Genomic DNA, 14,688 nt, shown 5'->3' on the forward strand with positions numbered 1-14,688 from the left:
GTCAACACTTTCTCCTTGTGACGCTTTTATGGTTTCTATGTCACATTGGCAAGGGAAAAGCCTTTGCCGCCACAATATTGATCGATTCGCTTGCCCCGGTGAAATTGATCGGTAAGAAGCCGTTCGCGCCAGCGTGTCGCGTTGCCATGCCGCCATCATGAGGATTATCAAGGTTTGGTTAACCATGAGGGTTCATTGGTTGAGGGGCTAGTGGTCTCGCCGGAGGGCGGGCCGCCGATAACAGTATTTGTGGGGAGCCCAGGGTGATGCCTTCGGCGAAACGTTTGCGTTCTTTGCGATCTGTGACGTCGTGGTGTCGTTCTCTGCGAGTGATCGCCTTTGCGTTTGCTGCGATGACCATGGTGCAGGACGCGGCCGATGTGCGGGCCGCGGAGCCGGTCCCCTTGCTTGCCTTCGGTGCTCGAATCGCCGGCGACGATGCCCGCACGCGCATCGTCGTCGAATTCGACCGCAAGCCGGAATTTTCCATCCATTACGTGGCAAACCCCGTCCGCATCATCGTCGATTTGCCGCAGACGTCCTTCGGCCTGAAGCCGGAGAGCCTGGAGCCGCGCGGGCTGTTCGACGCCATCCGCTATGGCGGGATGGGGGTCGGTACCTCGCGGCTCGTTCTGTCCGCCAAGGGACCGGTGGAGGTCAGCCATGCGGAAGTGAAGGCCGAAGAGGACGGCAAGAGCTTCCGGCTTGTCCTTGATGCCGAAAAGATCGACCAGGCCCGCTTCGATGAGCTTCTCGGCGACCAGCAGTGGACGGGAACGGTGCGTGCGGCGAAGACTGATCGGCCGGTCGCCGCTGCAGTGAAGAACCCTAGTGCCTTCGTGATTGCTGTCGACGCCGGCCATGGCGGCATCGACACGGGCGCGATCGGCACCGTCACCAAGACCGAGGAAAAGCACGTTACTCTCGCTTTCGCCGAGGAACTGGTCGCGACGCTCAAGCGCGAAGCCGGCGTCGAGGCGTTCCTGACCCGCGATCGGGACGAGTTCCTGTCGCTGCCGCAGCGTGTCCAGATCGCACGGCAGAAAGGCGCCAACCTGTTCATCTCCGTTCATGCCGACACGCTGAAACAGAAGGATATTCGCGGGGCCACGGTCTACACCATTTCCGACAAGGCATCCGATCACCTCGCCGCCAATTTGGCCGAGCGCGAAAACCTGTCCGACGAGATCGCCGGCGTGCCCTTGGAAAGCGAACCGGCAGAGGTGGCGGACATCCTGATCGATCTCACGCGGCGTGAAACCCAGGCCTTCTCGGTGAATCTCGCGCGCACGGTCGTTTCCTCCTTTGAGGGGCAGATCAAACTGATCAACAATCCCCATCGCCATGCCGGTTTCCGCGTGCTGCAGGCGCCGGATGTGCCCTCGATCCTGCTCGAACTCGGCTTTCTTTCGAACAAGGACGACGAGAAGCAGTTGCTCGACCCGGAATGGCGCAAGAAGGTGTCGGGTCTGCTCGCCGTGGCCGTTCGACGCTATCGCGAGACGGCCGTTGCAAACGGCGGTTAGTCAAATCCAAGTTCGACGGGGAACCGCCGCGTGTGGGAAGTGATTTGTGTCGCTCGGGTAACAGCGATATGCTTTTCAACAGATGCGCACGGGATAATCACGGGATAATCAGAGACAAGCCCTATTTTACTCACAATCCGGGCACCTAGGAACAAGGCGCCCGGATTTGGTTGGGAAACAATGTTGATGCGTGGGCTCCCTCGCCATAAGAGGGAGCGGCAGAAACGTGCAGCTGTAATACCAGACGATTTCTGACGGAAGAGTTTGGCGAGGTCGACTTCGTTGGCGAGAACAGGAGCCTTCGAGCTTTCGCGTTATGCGGCGGCGACCTGGCAATGGGACGATAATTAGGTACCGGTATCTGACTGATGATCAGACTGATTGGATATTTTTTCGGCGTTGGTGCGTTTCTGCTGCTTGGCGTCGCTGCGGCCGTTGCGATCTACCTTGGTGCCATCACCAAGGACCTGCCGGATTATGAGGTGCTGGCCAACTATGCGCCGCCGGTAACCACGCGCTTCCATGCCGGCAATGGCGCCCTGATGGCCGAATATGCCCGCGAGCGGCGCCTCTATCTGCCGATCCAGGCGATCCCCGACCGCGTCAAGGCGGCTTTCATTTCCGCCGAAGACAAGAATTTCTACCAGCATCCCGGCGTCGACATCACCGGTCTTGTGCGCGCGATTGCCGTCAACGTGCAGAACTTCGGCTCCGGCCGTCGCCCGGTCGGCGCTTCGACGATCACCCAGCAGGTCGCGAAAAACTTCCTGCTGACCTCCGACCAGACGATTGATCGCAAGATCAAGGAAGCAATTCTCTCTTTCCGCATCGAGCAGGCCTACAGCAAGGACCGCATTCTTGAGCTTTACCTCAACGAGATCTTTTTCGGCCTGAACTCCTACGGGATTGCGGGCGCCGCGCTGACCTATTTCGACAAGTCGGTGACCGAACTGACCGTTGCCGAAACCGCCTACCTCGCCGCGCTGCCGAAGGGACCGGCCAACTATCATCCCTTCCGCAAGACGGAAGCCGCGATCGAGCGCCGCAACTGGGTGATCGACCGGATGGTGGAAAACGGCTACGTGACCAAGGCCGACGGCGAAGATGAGAAGAAGCAGCCACTCGGCGTGACGCCGCGTCGCGGTGGCGCTCACCTTTTTGCCTCGGACTTCTTTGCCGAGGAGGTGCGCCGGCAAATTATCCAGAAATACGGCGACAACGCTCTCTACGAAGGCGGCCTTTCGGTGCGTACGTCGCTTGATCCGCAGCTGCAGATCGTAGCGCGCAAGGCGCTGCAGGACGGGCTTTTGAGCTATGACGAGCGCCGTGGGTTTCACGGTCCGATCAAGACGATCGAGATCGGCGGTGACTGGGGCGAACCGCTCGGCAAGATCGCGTCCCTCAGCGATGTGCCTGAATGGAAGCTGGCGGTCGTTCTGTCCGTCGATGCGGAAGGGGCGGAGATCGGTATCCAACCGGAGAAGGAAGCATCCGGCAAGATCGTTCCGGAACGCGTGACAGGACACATCTCGGCAAAGAACATGCAGTGGGCTTACCGTTCCGCCGGTGGCCAACGCAAGACCGCCAAGTCGCCGGAAGGTGTCCTTGGCCCGGGTGATGTCGTCTATGTCGAACCGACGGGCGAAGAGGGCGAATATCGACTGCGCCAGCCGCCGAAGGTGCAGGGTGGGCTGGTTGCGATGGATCCGCATACCGGCCGCGTGCTGGCGATGGTCGGCGGCTTCTCCTACGCCCAGTCGGAGTTCAACCGCGCGACGCAGGCGATGCGCCAGCCCGGCTCGTCCTTCAAGCCCTTCGTCTACGCGGCGGCGCTCGACAATGGCTACACGCCGGCCTCTGTCATCCTCGACGCGCCGATCGAGATCGTTGCCGGCGGCCAGGTCTGGCGTCCCGAGAATTACGGGGGCGGTTCGGCCGGTCCTTCCACCCTGCGTCTTGGCATCGAGAAGTCGCGTAACCTGATGACGGTGCGCCTTGCGAACGACATGGGCATGAACATCGTTGCCGAATATGCCGAGCGTTTCGGAATCTACGACAAGATGCCGCCGCTACTTTCGATGTCGCTCGGCTCGGGCGAAACCACGGTGCTGCGCATGGTCTCGGCTTATGCCGTTATCGCCAATGGGGGCAAGCAGATCAAGCCGTCGCTGATCGACCGGATTCAGGACCGCTACGGCAAGACGATTTTCCGGCACGAGGATCGCACCTGCGACAACTGCAATGCCGGCGACTGGGAAAAGCAGGAAGAGCCTGTACTGACGGACAATCGCGAACAGGTCCTCGACCCGATGACCTCCTATCAGATCACCTCCATGATGGAAGGTGTCATCGCGCGTGGCACGGCGGCCGGCAAGATCCAACTCGATCGTCCGATTGCCGGCAAAACCGGAACGACTAACGATGAGAAGGATGCCTGGTTCGTCGGCTATACGCCCGATCTCGTAGCAGGCCTCTATCTCGGCTTCGATGATCCGGCGCCGCTCGGCCGTGGGGCGACCGGCGGCAGCCTTTCGGCGCCGATCTTCAACGCCTTTATCCAGGAGGCGGTCAAGGGCACGCGTCCCGGCAAGTTCGTGGTGCCGGAAGGCATGAGCCTCATTCCGGTCAACCGAAAGACAGGCATGGCGGCTGTCGAAGGCGAGCCGGACACGATCATCGAAGCCTTCAAGCCGGGCACGGGCCCTGCCGATAGCTTCTCCGTTATCGGTGGCCTCGACCAATATGTGCCGCCGGAAGAGATCCTGAGGAACTCCCCGCAGGCCAACCAGGCGGTAACCTCCGGCTCGAACGGCCTGTTCTAACCCTTTATATCCGATGCGCCGCGCGTCGCCTTTACATCGGCGGCGGGCGCCGCTATTTGAGCCTCACGTTTTTTACGGGTTCACAAGAAGCAGGATCATGCGTAGCGAAATCGAGAACATTGTCGACGAAATCAAGCAGGCCATAAGCCTGCTGAGGAGGCATCTTTGACTGGGACCAGGCCGTAAGACGACTGGACTGGTTGAACAACAAGGCGGAGGACCCGTCGCTCTGGAACGATGCCGCTGAGGCGCAAAAGCTGATGCGCGAGCGCCAACAGCTCGACGACGGCATAAACGGTCTGCGCCGGTTCGAGCAGCAGCTCAATGACAATATCGAACTCATCGAACTCGGCGAGGAAGAAGGCGACGCAGCAATCGTTGCGGACGCCGAGGAGGCCTTGAGACAGCTGCGCAACGAGGCCGCGAAGAAGCAGGTCGAGGCTATGCTTTCCGGCGAGGCGGATCAGAACGACACCTATCTCGAAGTCCATTCGGGCGCCGGCGGCACCGAAAGCCAGGACTGGGCGAACATGCTGCTGCGCATGTACACCCGCTGGGCCGAGCGCCAGGGCTATAAGGTGGAGCTTATGGAAATCCAGGACGGGGAAGAAGCCGGCATCAAGTCGGCAACGCTTCTCGTCAAGGGCCATAACGCCTACGGCTGGCTGAAGACCGAGTCGGGCGTGCATCGGCTTGTTCGTATTTCGCCCTATGACAGCAATGCCCGGCGGCATACGTCGTTCTCCTCCATCTGGGTCTACCCGGTCGTCGACGATTCGATTCAGATCGATATCAACGAAAGCGACTGCCGCATCGATACCTACCGTTCCTCGGGTGCCGGTGGCCAGCATGTCAACACGACCGATTCCGCCGTGCGCATCACGCACATGCCGAGCGGCATCGTCGTGCAGTGCCAGCAGGAGCGCTCGCAGCACAAGAACCGGGCCAAGGCGTGGGACATGTTGCGCGCGCGCCTCTATGAAGCCGAGCTCAAGAAGCGCGAGGAGGCAGCGAACGCCGAGGCGGCTTCCAAGACCGATATCGGATGGGGTCACCAGATCCGTTCCTATGTTCTCCAGCCCTACCAATTGGTGAAGGACCTTCGGACGGGCGTCGAAAGCACGAGCCCCGGCGATGTGCTCGACGGCGAGTTGAACGACTTTATGGAAGCGGCCCTTGCCCACCGTGTACAGGGTGGCGCGGATGCCGTGGTCGACGATCTAAGCTAGAGCAATTCCGGGTAACGGTTTCGTCCGGAGCTGCGTAGTACTATGTAGTACTATAAGGCCGGGTCTCGCCCGGCCTTATATATTGGCTGATCTCAGTTCGTTGCGCGCTCGATCTTGATGTCGCCGAGATCGTCGATCAGCACGGTCCACGATTCCGGTTCCTTGGCAGACGGATCGGTCTTGAGGTAGACGGTCGCGAACATGCCCGGCTGCGTGGTGATGCCGGTCGACGTTTCGGGACGAATGTCCGTGATATACGGCTTCAATGCGGTGAATTCTTCCAGTTCGGCGGAGGAAACCACTTCAGGGCCTGTCGGTGCCGACGCAATCTGCTGAAGGTGCACCTGCGCGGTGCCATCGCTCTGGCGGACGGCAATGAGCTTGTAGTAGCCGCGCTTCCCGTCAGGCGGACTTCCCTGCGCCCCTTGCGAACCGGGCGTTGCGCCCCCCGCCTTTTCCTCCGCATTACCCGAAAGCGCGCCGCTCTCCTCCCAGAAACCGGTGCTTGTCACGAAGATGACGTTCGAAGGAAGGATGGTGGATTCCTGCGCCAGCAACTTGCTCGGTGGCAGGGCGAGGCACAGCGCAAGAAGCAGGACTTTGTACATCGGTCGGCGCATCCTCCTGATATGCGTAATTGACGGCCAGCGCCTATCGTTTTGAACTATATCACATCCGTCTTGCAACGCGTGATTTCAATGGGAGAATTGCTCGGCAAGAATGCGGTCGGACCAGGAGTGGTCCGGGTCGGAGAGGATGCGGGCGGTCAATTTTTCGGATTCGGCGATGCGCACCTTGACGACCGACTTGACCTCCTGGTGATCGGCAACTGCGTTGACCGGCCGCTTGTCCGCTTCAAGGATCTCTATCTCCACCGTGACGTGGTTGGGCAACAGCGCGCCGCGCCAGCGCCGCGGGCGGAACGGGCTGACGGGGGTGAGCGCCAGCAGTGGTGCTTCCAACGGCAGGATTGGGCCGTGCGCGGAAAGATTGTATGCCGTCGAGCCCGCCGGTGTCGCCAGCAGAAGTCCGTCGCAGGTCAGTTCCTCGAGCCTCGTCTTGCCATCGATGATGACCTTGAGCTTGGCGGCCTGGTAGGATTGGCGGAACAGATAGACTTCATTGATCGCCAGCGCCGTAAATATGTTGCCGTTGACGTCGGTTGTCTGCATCTCCAGCGGATGGAAGGCGTTCTCGACCGCCTTCTCGATGCGCTGATGCAGGTTTTCCGTGCTGTAGCGGTTCATCAGGAAGCCGACCGAACCGCGGTTCATGCCATAGACGAGTTTGCCGGTATTCATCGTCTTGTGCAGTGTGTGCAACATGAAGCCGTCACCGCCGAGCGCGACGATCACATCGGCCTCGTCCGCTTCGTGGTCGCCATAGATCGCCCTGAGGTCTTTCGCCGCTTTTTGCGCCTCTTCCGCCGAGGAGGCGAGGAAGGCGAGTGAATTGAACTTGCGGGCCATGAAACTCAGTCCGTTCGTCGTGAGAGGGCAGGGCGATTGGCTTGCTGGACCCATTTTCTGGCACGGCCTTGCCGTGAACGCATCCGAAAAATTCGGAGAAGTCGCATTTTTGCTTTACACGGAATCAGAATATGATAACTCCCAGCGCGGAAAGTGCCCTTATAGCTCAGTTGGTAGAGCGGCTGATTTGTAATCAGTAGGTCGGGAGTTCGAGTCTCTCTGGGGGCACCATTTTTTCAAAGACTTAACTGAATTTGAGCTTGGCAGGACTGTCTCGGTCAATGATGGACACGCGTCCGTCCCATGCCGTCATCCGCACCTGATCATATGTCGAACGATGCGGGCTTCGGGTCGACCTCTCGGCAGCGTTCCAAGGCATTGAGCAGGTTCTCGGCCAGGTAGTCGATCAGTGCCCGCGTCGCCGGCAGCATGCCATGGCGCGACGGGAAAACAAGGTGGACGACGACGTCGCCTGAGGTCCACTCCGGCAGGACGGGAGCGAGGACGCCGGTACGGAAGGCGCGCTCGCAAATATGGTCTGGCAGCAGCGCTACCCCCATGCCTTCGATCGCTGCGCGCTCCAGGATGAGAAAATCGCTGCAACCTATGATCGGACGGTGTGCAATTTCGATTGTGCTTCCGTCCGCGTGCAGCAGCCGCCAGGTGTCGGTTGGATGCTGCTCGTTCATCGAAAGTGTCGGCAACTGGGCCAGATTATCGATCGTGATGCTACCGAGACGGGCGAGAAGCGTCGGGCTTGCGGCAAGGCGCTGGCGTACTTCGCCGAACCTGCGCACGATCAGTTGATTGTCGGTGTCAAGTTGGTCGCGGGCACGCAGCGCGACATCGATTCGTTCCTCGATCAGGTCGATCCGCCTGTTGGTCGTCATGATGAGCAGGCGCACGCCTGGATAGCGGCGGTGAAACGCCGGCAGAATATCGGCAAGCATCGGGGTGAAGCCCAGGGGACAGCCGAGTCGCACGATACCTGTCGGCTCCGCGCGCACCGCCGCGATCTCGGCTTCCGCCGCTGCCACGCCATTCAGCAACCCTTGGCAGTGTTCATAGAAAACGCGCCCGATTTCGGTCATGCGCAGCTTGCGCGTCGAACGCTCAAGAAGGCGGACGCCCAGTTGCCCTTCCAGGCGCGCGACGTGCTTGCTGAGCTTTGACTTGGGCATATTCAGGTCTCGCGCGGCCGCGCTGAAACCATTGTTTCTTACAACGGCTGCAAAGAGCGCGATATCATTGAGATCCTGCATTCCTGTCTCCCCTGGGGCCGTTCATCTGAAATAAATTGTTTCCGTCAGGAAACAGAATGTCAAATATCTGCGCACTTATCCGGCGATTGTTTTCGGATCATATGAGGAGCACCGCAACGCAACACAAAGGTGCTCCCATGAAAGTCCTTCATATCGACTCCGGCATTCTCGGAGAACATTCGGTTTCCCGCCGCCTGACAGCGGCAGTCGTCTCGCAGATCAAGGCCGACCGGCCCGACGCCAAGATCACCTATCGCGACCTGGTCGCCAACGGTGTACAGCACTTGACCGGTTCGCAGATCATGGCGCCGGCCGATCTCGGTGGCGTCGACCCGGCTCTCGCCGCCGACGTTCAGAGCGGTCGCCAGATGCTGGAAGAGTTCCTGGCAGCAGATACGGTCGTCGTTGGCGCGCCGATGTACAACTTTTCCATTCCGAGCCAGCTGAAGGCCTGGATCGACCGTCTCGCCGTCGCCGGTAAGACCTTCCGTTACACCGAAGCCGGACCGGAAGGACTTGCAAAGGGTAAGAAGGTCATCATTGCTTCGACCCGCGGCGGACATTATTCCGCTGGCCCGGCTGCCGTTATGGACCATCAGGAAAGCTACCTGAGGACCGTATTCGGCTTCTTCGGCATCACCGACGTCGAATTCGTCCGCGCTGAAGGCCTCAACCTCGGTGACGATTCGAAGCAGTTCGCGATTGCCGAGGCCGAGAAGACGATTGCCCAGGGCAACGTTCTTCGTCTGGCAAGCTAAGACTTTCATATGGACCGTGAAACATCGGTTCGTTGCGGAGAATGCCGGCTGTGAAAGCAGCCGGCATTCTCCGTTTTTGTTGGTCGCCATTTCGCGTTAATATGCGCTTATGAAACGTGTGCGCGCGATGCCGATTGCAATGCTGTCGCTGGCGGCGATCATGGCCGCCGGAAGCGTTCTTGCTGCGCCCCCTGATAGGCGCTGCACCTGTCGCAATCGCGACGGATCGAAATACGAGCTCGGCCAAACCGCCTGCATCAGGGTTGGGGGCATTTCCTATCTCGCGCGCTGCGAAATGAATCTCAACGTGACGACGTGGAAGAAACTCCGTGACGGCTGCCCGACGGCTCAAATCAGTACGGCGGACATTCGCCTCAATTGAAGGCCGCGTGGCCGCCTAGCCGGCTAGATCTTCAGGAACTGCCGTGCCGCGTACATTGCGATCGCCGCAGCGTTGGAGACGTTCAGCGACTTGATCGCGCCCGGCATGTCGAGCCGGGCGAGCGCCTTCACCGTCTGACGCGTCTTTTGCCGCAATCCCTTGCCCTCCGACCCCAATACCAAGGCGATCCTGTTGCCGGCAAAAGTGCCTTCCAGCGGTTCCGGCCCTTCAGAATCGAGACCGATCGTCAGAAAACCGAGCTTGTGCAGCTCGTCTATCGCATCGGCGAGATTGGTGATCTGGATATAAGGGATCAGTTCCAGCGCGCCGGAGGCGGATTTCGCCAGCACGCCAGATTCGGTCGGGCTGTGGCGCATGGTGGTGATGAGCGCGCCGGCATCGAACGCCACCGCCGAGCGCATGATCGCGCCGACATTGTGAGGATCGGTCACCTGGTCGAGTACCAGTATCAACGGGCAGTCGCGCAGCGCTTCGAGCCTGCGGTGCGGCAACGGCCGCGTCTCCAGCATCACGCCCTGATGGATCGCGTCCGGCCCGAGAATCCTGTCGAGGTCCTGCGGCGTCACGATCTCGGTCGGAAAGGGGAGTGCTGAGAGGTCGCCGAGGTCCAGCCGTGCAGCCGCGTTCTGGGTTACAGAGAGCCGAACGATTTTTCGTTCCGGATTGTCGAGGGCGGCGCGAACCGTGTGCAGGCCGTGGAGAAGCACCTGCTCCGGCGCCAGCGCCTGTGGTTTCCAGTCCGCGGGCATCTTCTTGCGCTTGTCCTGCCGCGGCGTGGGAATCTCGCCGCGTTCGCGCCGGGCGTCGCGGTGGGCGCGCCGGAGATTGGCATAGTGGGTGTCCTTGGCGCTCTTGTCGCCGCTCTTGTCCTTGGTCATGCGCGTCTTATAGTGGCGTTCGATCAACGTGGGAAACGGTTTCGGTGATCTTCGCCCGGGGCGGCTGTGGAGAATTTCTGAAATTTTGCGTTTCGCCGTGTTGACAGGACGAAGGAGGGCGGTCATATACCCGGCGCAGATCGCGAGGCGGTAACAAACGTCGCCGCTTCCTTTACGATCTCAAATGCTTGGTCGATTGATCCCGACAGAATAATGGAGGGATGCCCGAGTGGTTAAAGGGGACGGACTGTAAATCCGTTGGCTCAGCCTACGTTGGTTCAAATCCAACTCCCTCCACCATTCTGCCTCAGGATCGAAGACCCGCGGGTATAGCTCAATGGTAGAGCAGCAGCCTTCCAAGCTGAATACGCGGGTTCGATTCCCGCTACCCGCTCCAGTTCACTTCCCGCATTGCAAAGACAGCTCAGACTGCGCTTGAAATAAACACCGCATGTCGATGATTGCGTTGATATTCGCGCGTCCGCCAGGTGGCGGTGCTGGTGTTCGGCAAGTCGTTTGATACTGAAGGGCCGGACGGCCGTGCGGCCCAGCCCCGTGCACGCAATTAAGTCTTGCGCAAATCCCGCGAAACCCTTAAACGGCTCGACAAACCGGCCCAGCCGGCTGATCCATCTTATTTGACCACAGGAAACGTACCCATGGCAAAGAGCAAATTTGAGCGCAACAAGCCGCACGTTAACATTGGCACGATTGGCCACGTTGACCATGGCAAGACGTCGCTGACGGCAGCGATCACGAAGTATTTCGGCGAGTTCAAGGCGTATGACCAGATCGACGCTGCGCCGGAAGAAAAGGCCCGTGGTATCACCATTTCGACGGCGCACGTCGAGTATGAGACGCCGAACCGTCACTATGCGCACGTCGACTGCCCCGGCCACGCCGACTACGTCAAGAACATGATCACCGGCGCGGCGCAGATGGACGGTGCGATCCTGGTTGTTTCGGCTGCCGACGGCCCGATGCCGCAGACCCGCGAGCACATCCTGCTCGCCCGCCAGGTCGGCGTTCCGGCAATCGTCGTGTTCCTGAACAAGGTCGACCAGGTCGACGACGCCGAGCTGCTCGAGCTCGTCGAGCTGGAAGTGCGTGAACTGCTGTCGTCCTACGAATTCCCGGGCGACGACATCCCGATCGTCAAGGGCTCGGCGCTCGCCGCGCTTGAAGATTCGGACAAGAAGATCGGCGAAGACGCGATCCGCGAGCTGATGGCAGCGGTTGACGCCTACATCCCGACGCCGGAGCGTCCGATCGACCTGCCGTTCCTGATGCCGATCGAAGACGTGTTCTCGATCTCGGGCCGCGGTACGGTTGTGACCGGTCGCGTCGAGCGCGGCATCGTCAAGGTCGGTGAGGAAGTCGAGATCGTCGGCATCCGTCCGACGACGAAGACGACCTGCACGGGCGTTGAAATGTTCCGCAAGCTGCTCGACCAAGGCCAGGCCGGCGACAACATCGGTGCGCTCTTGCGCGGTGTCGACCGCACCGGCGTCGAGCGTGGCCAGATCCTGTGCAAGCCGGGTTCGGTCAAGCCGCACAAGAAGTTCAAGGCGGAAGCCTACATCCTGACGAAGGAAGAGGGTGGCCGTCATACGCCGTTCTTCACCAACTACCGTCCGCAGTTCTACTTCCGCACGACCGACGTGACCGGCATCGTGACGCTGCCGGAAGGCACGGAAATGGTGATGCCGGGCGACAACGTCACGGTTGACGTCGAGCTGATCGTGCCGATCGCGATGGAAGAAAAGCTGCGCTTCGCCATCCGCGAAGGCGGCCGCACCGTCGGCGCAGGCATCGTCGCCTCGATCATCGAGTAATTTCCGGCACATCCGGACTTCCAGCCCCGCAGGCAACTGCGGGGCTTTTTCGTTGCAACTCGCAGGGCCTGCGTTTTCCAGATGCACGAAGTCGCTGTAGCCCTTTGAATTGCTACATGTTTAGGGTCCATAAATCGGCTCCGATTCAAGGAGATATGCAGTGGGAGGCGGGTGTCATTTCGAAATTGTTCGCGTGTGATGTTTGCAACAGTCCTCTCGCAGTTCGGTGCGTTGCGGCCGATTAACATAAGGTCATCGCCTCCGATCTGTGCTATTTTCCGAGGCCTGACGATTTTGCCGGAACGGCAACGGTTGCGACCGAGGATCGGAATCCCAAATGAAAAGAAGTATCGCTACGCGCCTCGCGGCGATTGGCATCGCTTTTGTTTGTGCCGGGTTTGTTTGTGCCGGGCCTTTTCCGCAAACGGCATCGGCCGCCGACGACGGCCCGCTTATCTGGGCGCCTGCAAAGACCGGAGCCAACGCCTACAGGCTGCGGCTCGGCATGCGTTTCCCGGGGCAATGGGATACAACCGCCGGGGCCGAATTCTCGATGGGCGCGGAGTCGTCGGGCAAGATCAAGCCGCCCACCGCCCCCGTACGCCTCTGGGGCGCGCTTTCGCGCAAGAGCAAGGGACGGGCGACCACGCGCTCCTCGTTATTCAACATGGACTTCAACGCCTTGACCGGCACCAGCAATGTGGGCGCCGGTACCGCACGAACATGGATTGTGACGCCGACACTCGATGCGGAAGTCCACCGCAGCATCGCCCTTCAGTGCAACGCCTATGAGAACAGTTGCGCCAAACCGAGGCTGACGCAATCAGCCCGGCTCGCATCTCCAGCGACCCGGACGTCACTTGTCGCTCAGGGTGAGCTTTCCAGCGACGGCATCAGCGGCTTGAGCCGCATTGGCTTCGAGCAGAAGTTCGGCAATTTACAGCTCGGGGCCGCCGTCGCCGACCCGTTGTTGGCGCCCCGCAGCGTGTTCGATATTCGCTACAGCCTGCGATGGTGATAAACGGCATGCGACGTACGCGCATCTTGTGCAAACGAACAAAGCGGCTAACAATCGCTTCGCTTTCTGTAGGCCGTGCGTCTTTGAGGGGAGCAAGTCGCTGTAGCACTTTGAATTGCTGCATGTTTCCCTAACTTGGCTTGGATTTAAGGAAACCTGCAGCAGGGGAGGCGTCATGAAAAAGCGAATTCTTTTTACCGGCGGCGCAGGCAAGGCCGGCCGGCATGCCGTACCTTATCTTGTTGAGGCGGGTTACGAGGTGCACAATGTCGACCTCGTTCCGCTCGAAAGCCCCGGCGTCACGAACCTCATCGCCGACATCACCGATAGTGGCCAGATGTTCAATGCGCTCTCGATGCATCGGGACTTTCCCGATCTCGATCAGGGGCAGCAGTCCTTCGATGCCGTCGTGCACTTTGCCGCCATTCCGCGCATTCTCATCAAGCCGGATAACGAGACCTTCCGGGTCAATGTCATGGGCACCTACAACGTGATCGAGGCGGCGGTGAAGCTCGGTATCCGCAAGATCATCATTGCTTCTAGCGAGACGACCTACGGCGTCTGCTTTGCGGAGGGTCATCGCGATTTCCACCAATTCCCGCTGGAGGAGGACTACGACGTCAATCCGATGGACTCCTACGGGCTCTCCAAGGTGGTGAACGAGAAGACGGCGCGCGCCTTTGCCGAGCGCTCGGGGTTCGACATTTATGCATTGCGCATCGGCAACGTGATCGAGCCGCATGAATATGCGAATTTCCCGCATTATTTCGCCAACCCCGAAATCCGCAAAAGAATTGCCTGGAGCTACATCGATGCGCGCGATCTCGGCCAGATCGTCAAGCTCTGCATAGAGAAGGACGGCCTCGGCTTTACGATATTCAACGCCGCGAACGACACGGTCTCGGCCAACACGCCTTCGCGTGAACTTGCCAGGCGGTTTTATCCGAATGTTTCCTTCAAAAGAGAGATCGGCGAGTTCGAAGGTCTGCTCTCGAACAGGAAGATTCGCGAGGTTCTCGGGTTCAAGGAGGAACATGACTGGCGGAAATACGTCCAGTTGGAGAATTGAAGCGCCGCGAGCGCTTGCAGCGTCGACTGCGGCCGCGAAATTTTCTTGGAACTTTTTTCCCATTTGGCGCAAATGCGCTTGAAAGCGTCCGGCAAACTGAATATGAAGCCGCTGACCTGAGACGCGTGCGGGCCATTTGGCCGGTCGGCGTTTCGGTCTAGGGGTATAGCTCAGTTGGTAGAGCGGCGGTCTCCAAAACCGCAGGTCGGGGGTTCGAGCCCCTCTGCCCCTGCCAGTTTCGTCATTCTTGCCTCATCGTCTGAATTCGGCCAGAATGAAAAAAGGGTAGGGCGGCGCGGCCGTCTTTTTATATTCACAGAAAGACTGATTGGCTCTTGTGGTTTTCGGAATCGGTCTTTATGTAGGGTCCAAACAGACACGCGGTGCGTGGGGCTGAATCATCGGCTTTACGCGCCGTA

At 59.9% G+C, this 14,688-nt stretch carries 12 protein-coding genes and 4 tRNA genes; 12 read left to right on the forward strand and 4 right to left on the reverse strand.

From position 1 onward, the window contains the following. Window positions 1-353: 353 nt before the first annotated feature. The 3 genes from QN219_RS04095 (at window position 354) to prfB (ending at window position 5,577) form a co-directional block, all read left to right on the forward strand. Window positions 354-1,526: an N-acetylmuramoyl-L-alanine amidase gene (locus tag QN219_RS04095; RefSeq protein WP_283998123.1), complete on the forward strand. Its 1,173-nt coding sequence runs from the start codon at window positions 354-356 to the stop codon at window positions 1,524-1,526. Between the two features lie 368 nt (window positions 1,527-1,894). After that, complete coding sequence (locus tag QN219_RS04100) at window positions 1,895-4,348, forward strand: penicillin-binding protein 1A (protein ID WP_283998124.1); 2,454 nt, start codon at window positions 1,895-1,897, stop codon at window positions 4,346-4,348. A gap of 97 nt (window positions 4,349-4,445) precedes the next feature. Next, a protein-coding gene (gene prfB, locus QN219_RS04105; RefSeq protein WP_283998125.1) for a peptide chain release factor 2 occupies window positions 4,446-5,577 on the forward strand; the annotation gives its coding sequence in 2 pieces (ribosomal slippage) (window positions 4,446-4,514 and window positions 4,516-5,577; 1,131 coding nt in all). Between the two features lie 92 nt (window positions 5,578-5,669). Here the strand turns inward: prfB and QN219_RS04110 are convergent. After that, a complete protein-coding gene (locus QN219_RS04110) occupies window positions 5,670-6,185 on the reverse strand; it encodes a hypothetical protein (RefSeq protein ID WP_283998127.1) in 516 nt (171 codons plus the stop codon). An 87-nt stretch (window positions 6,186-6,272) separates the two neighbouring features. Next, complete coding sequence (locus QN219_RS04115; RefSeq protein ID WP_283998129.1) at window positions 6,273-7,046, reverse strand: NAD kinase; 774 nt, start codon at window positions 7,044-7,046, stop codon at window positions 6,273-6,275. A gap of 155 nt (window positions 7,047-7,201) precedes the next feature. Here QN219_RS04115 and QN219_RS04120 point away from each other — a divergent pair. Next, window positions 7,202-7,277, forward strand: a tRNA-Thr gene (locus tag QN219_RS04120). A gap of 92 nt (window positions 7,278-7,369) precedes the next feature. On the opposite strand, the gene QN219_RS04125 is transcribed toward QN219_RS04120, so the two are convergent. Next, window positions 7,370-8,308 (reverse strand): LysR family transcriptional regulator, encoded by a 939-nt coding sequence (locus QN219_RS04125; protein ID WP_283998130.1) that lies wholly within the window; start codon window positions 8,306-8,308, stop codon window positions 7,370-7,372. A gap of 137 nt (window positions 8,309-8,445) precedes the next feature. On the opposite strand from QN219_RS04125, the gene QN219_RS04130 reads away from it, so the two are divergent. Then, window positions 8,446-9,066 carry an FMN-dependent NADH-azoreductase gene (locus QN219_RS04130; RefSeq protein WP_283998132.1) on the forward strand — a complete coding sequence of 207 codons (621 nt, stop codon included), beginning with the start codon at window positions 8,446-8,448 and terminating at the stop codon, window positions 9,064-9,066. Window positions 9,067-9,175: 109 nt separating this feature from the next. Beyond that, window positions 9,176-9,448: a hypothetical protein gene (locus tag QN219_RS04135; protein WP_283998134.1), complete on the forward strand. Its 273-nt coding sequence runs from the start codon at window positions 9,176-9,178 to the stop codon at window positions 9,446-9,448. A 23-nt stretch (window positions 9,449-9,471) separates the two neighbouring features. Here QN219_RS04135 and QN219_RS04140 read toward each other — a convergent pair whose 3' ends face one another. Then, a complete protein-coding gene (locus tag QN219_RS04140; RefSeq protein ID WP_283998157.1) occupies window positions 9,472-10,347 on the reverse strand; it encodes an RNA methyltransferase in 876 nt (291 codons plus the stop codon). 215 nt (window positions 10,348-10,562) lie between these two features. On the opposite strand from QN219_RS04140, the gene QN219_RS04145 reads away from it, so the two are divergent. From QN219_RS04145 to QN219_RS04170, 6 genes are all read left to right on the forward strand, one after another. Further along, window positions 10,563-10,647 (forward strand) — tRNA-Tyr (locus QN219_RS04145). Between the two features lie 23 nt (window positions 10,648-10,670). Further along, window positions 10,671-10,744: transfer RNA gene (locus tag QN219_RS04150), tRNA-Gly, on the forward strand. A 262-nt stretch (window positions 10,745-11,006) separates the two neighbouring features. After that, window positions 11,007-12,182, forward strand: coding sequence for an elongation factor Tu (gene tuf / locus QN219_RS04155; RefSeq protein ID WP_173512596.1), 1,176 nt, complete (start codon window positions 11,007-11,009; stop codon window positions 12,180-12,182). 337 nt (window positions 12,183-12,519) lie between these two features. Then, window positions 12,520-13,200: a hypothetical protein gene (locus QN219_RS04160; RefSeq protein WP_283998159.1), complete on the forward strand. Its 681-nt coding sequence runs from the start codon at window positions 12,520-12,522 to the stop codon at window positions 13,198-13,200. Window positions 13,201-13,375: 175 nt separating this feature from the next. Then, window positions 13,376-14,269: an NAD(P)-dependent oxidoreductase gene (locus tag QN219_RS04165; protein ID WP_283998161.1), complete on the forward strand. Its 894-nt coding sequence runs from the start codon at window positions 13,376-13,378 to the stop codon at window positions 14,267-14,269. A gap of 159 nt (window positions 14,270-14,428) precedes the next feature. Continuing rightward, window positions 14,429-14,504: transfer RNA gene (locus tag QN219_RS04170), tRNA-Trp, on the forward strand. The last annotated feature ends 184 nt before the right edge of the window (window positions 14,505-14,688 follow it).

This window comes from Sinorhizobium sp. 8-89 (genome assembly GCF_030124325.1).
Taxonomy (GTDB): Bacteria; Pseudomonadota; Alphaproteobacteria; order Rhizobiales; family Rhizobiaceae; genus Sinorhizobium.

Bases quoted from the DNA above. Each gene is read 5' to 3' on its own strand.
- QN219_RS04095 (WP_283998123.1), top strand. From the start codon at position 354: ATGACCATGGTGCAGGACGCGGCCGATGTGCGGGCCGCGGAGCCGGTC.
- QN219_RS04100 (WP_283998124.1), top strand. From the start codon at position 1,895: ATGATCAGACTGATTGGATATTTTTTCGGCGTTGGTGCGTTTCTGCTG.
- QN219_RS04110 (WP_283998127.1), bottom strand. From the start codon at position 6,185: ATGTACAAAGTCCTGCTTCTTGCGCTGTGCCTCGCCCTGCCACCGAGC.
- QN219_RS04115 (WP_283998129.1), bottom strand. From the start codon at position 7,046: ATGGCCCGCAAGTTCAATTCACTCGCCTTCCTCGCCTCCTCGGCGGAA.
- QN219_RS04125 (WP_283998130.1), bottom strand. From the start codon at position 8,308: ATGCAGGATCTCAATGATATCGCGCTCTTTGCAGCCGTTGTAAGAAAC.
- QN219_RS04130 (WP_283998132.1), top strand. From the start codon at position 8,446: ATGAAAGTCCTTCATATCGACTCCGGCATTCTCGGAGAACATTCGGTT.
- QN219_RS04135 (WP_283998134.1), top strand. From the start codon at position 9,176: ATGAAACGTGTGCGCGCGATGCCGATTGCAATGCTGTCGCTGGCGGCG.
- QN219_RS04140 (WP_283998157.1), bottom strand. From the start codon at position 10,347: ATGACCAAGGACAAGAGCGGCGACAAGAGCGCCAAGGACACCCACTAT.
- tuf (WP_173512596.1), top strand. From the start codon at position 11,007: ATGGCAAAGAGCAAATTTGAGCGCAACAAGCCGCACGTTAACATTGGC.
- QN219_RS04160 (WP_283998159.1), top strand. From the start codon at position 12,520: ATGAAAAGAAGTATCGCTACGCGCCTCGCGGCGATTGGCATCGCTTTT.
- QN219_RS04165 (WP_283998161.1), top strand. From the start codon at position 13,376: ATGAAAAAGCGAATTCTTTTTACCGGCGGCGCAGGCAAGGCCGGCCGG.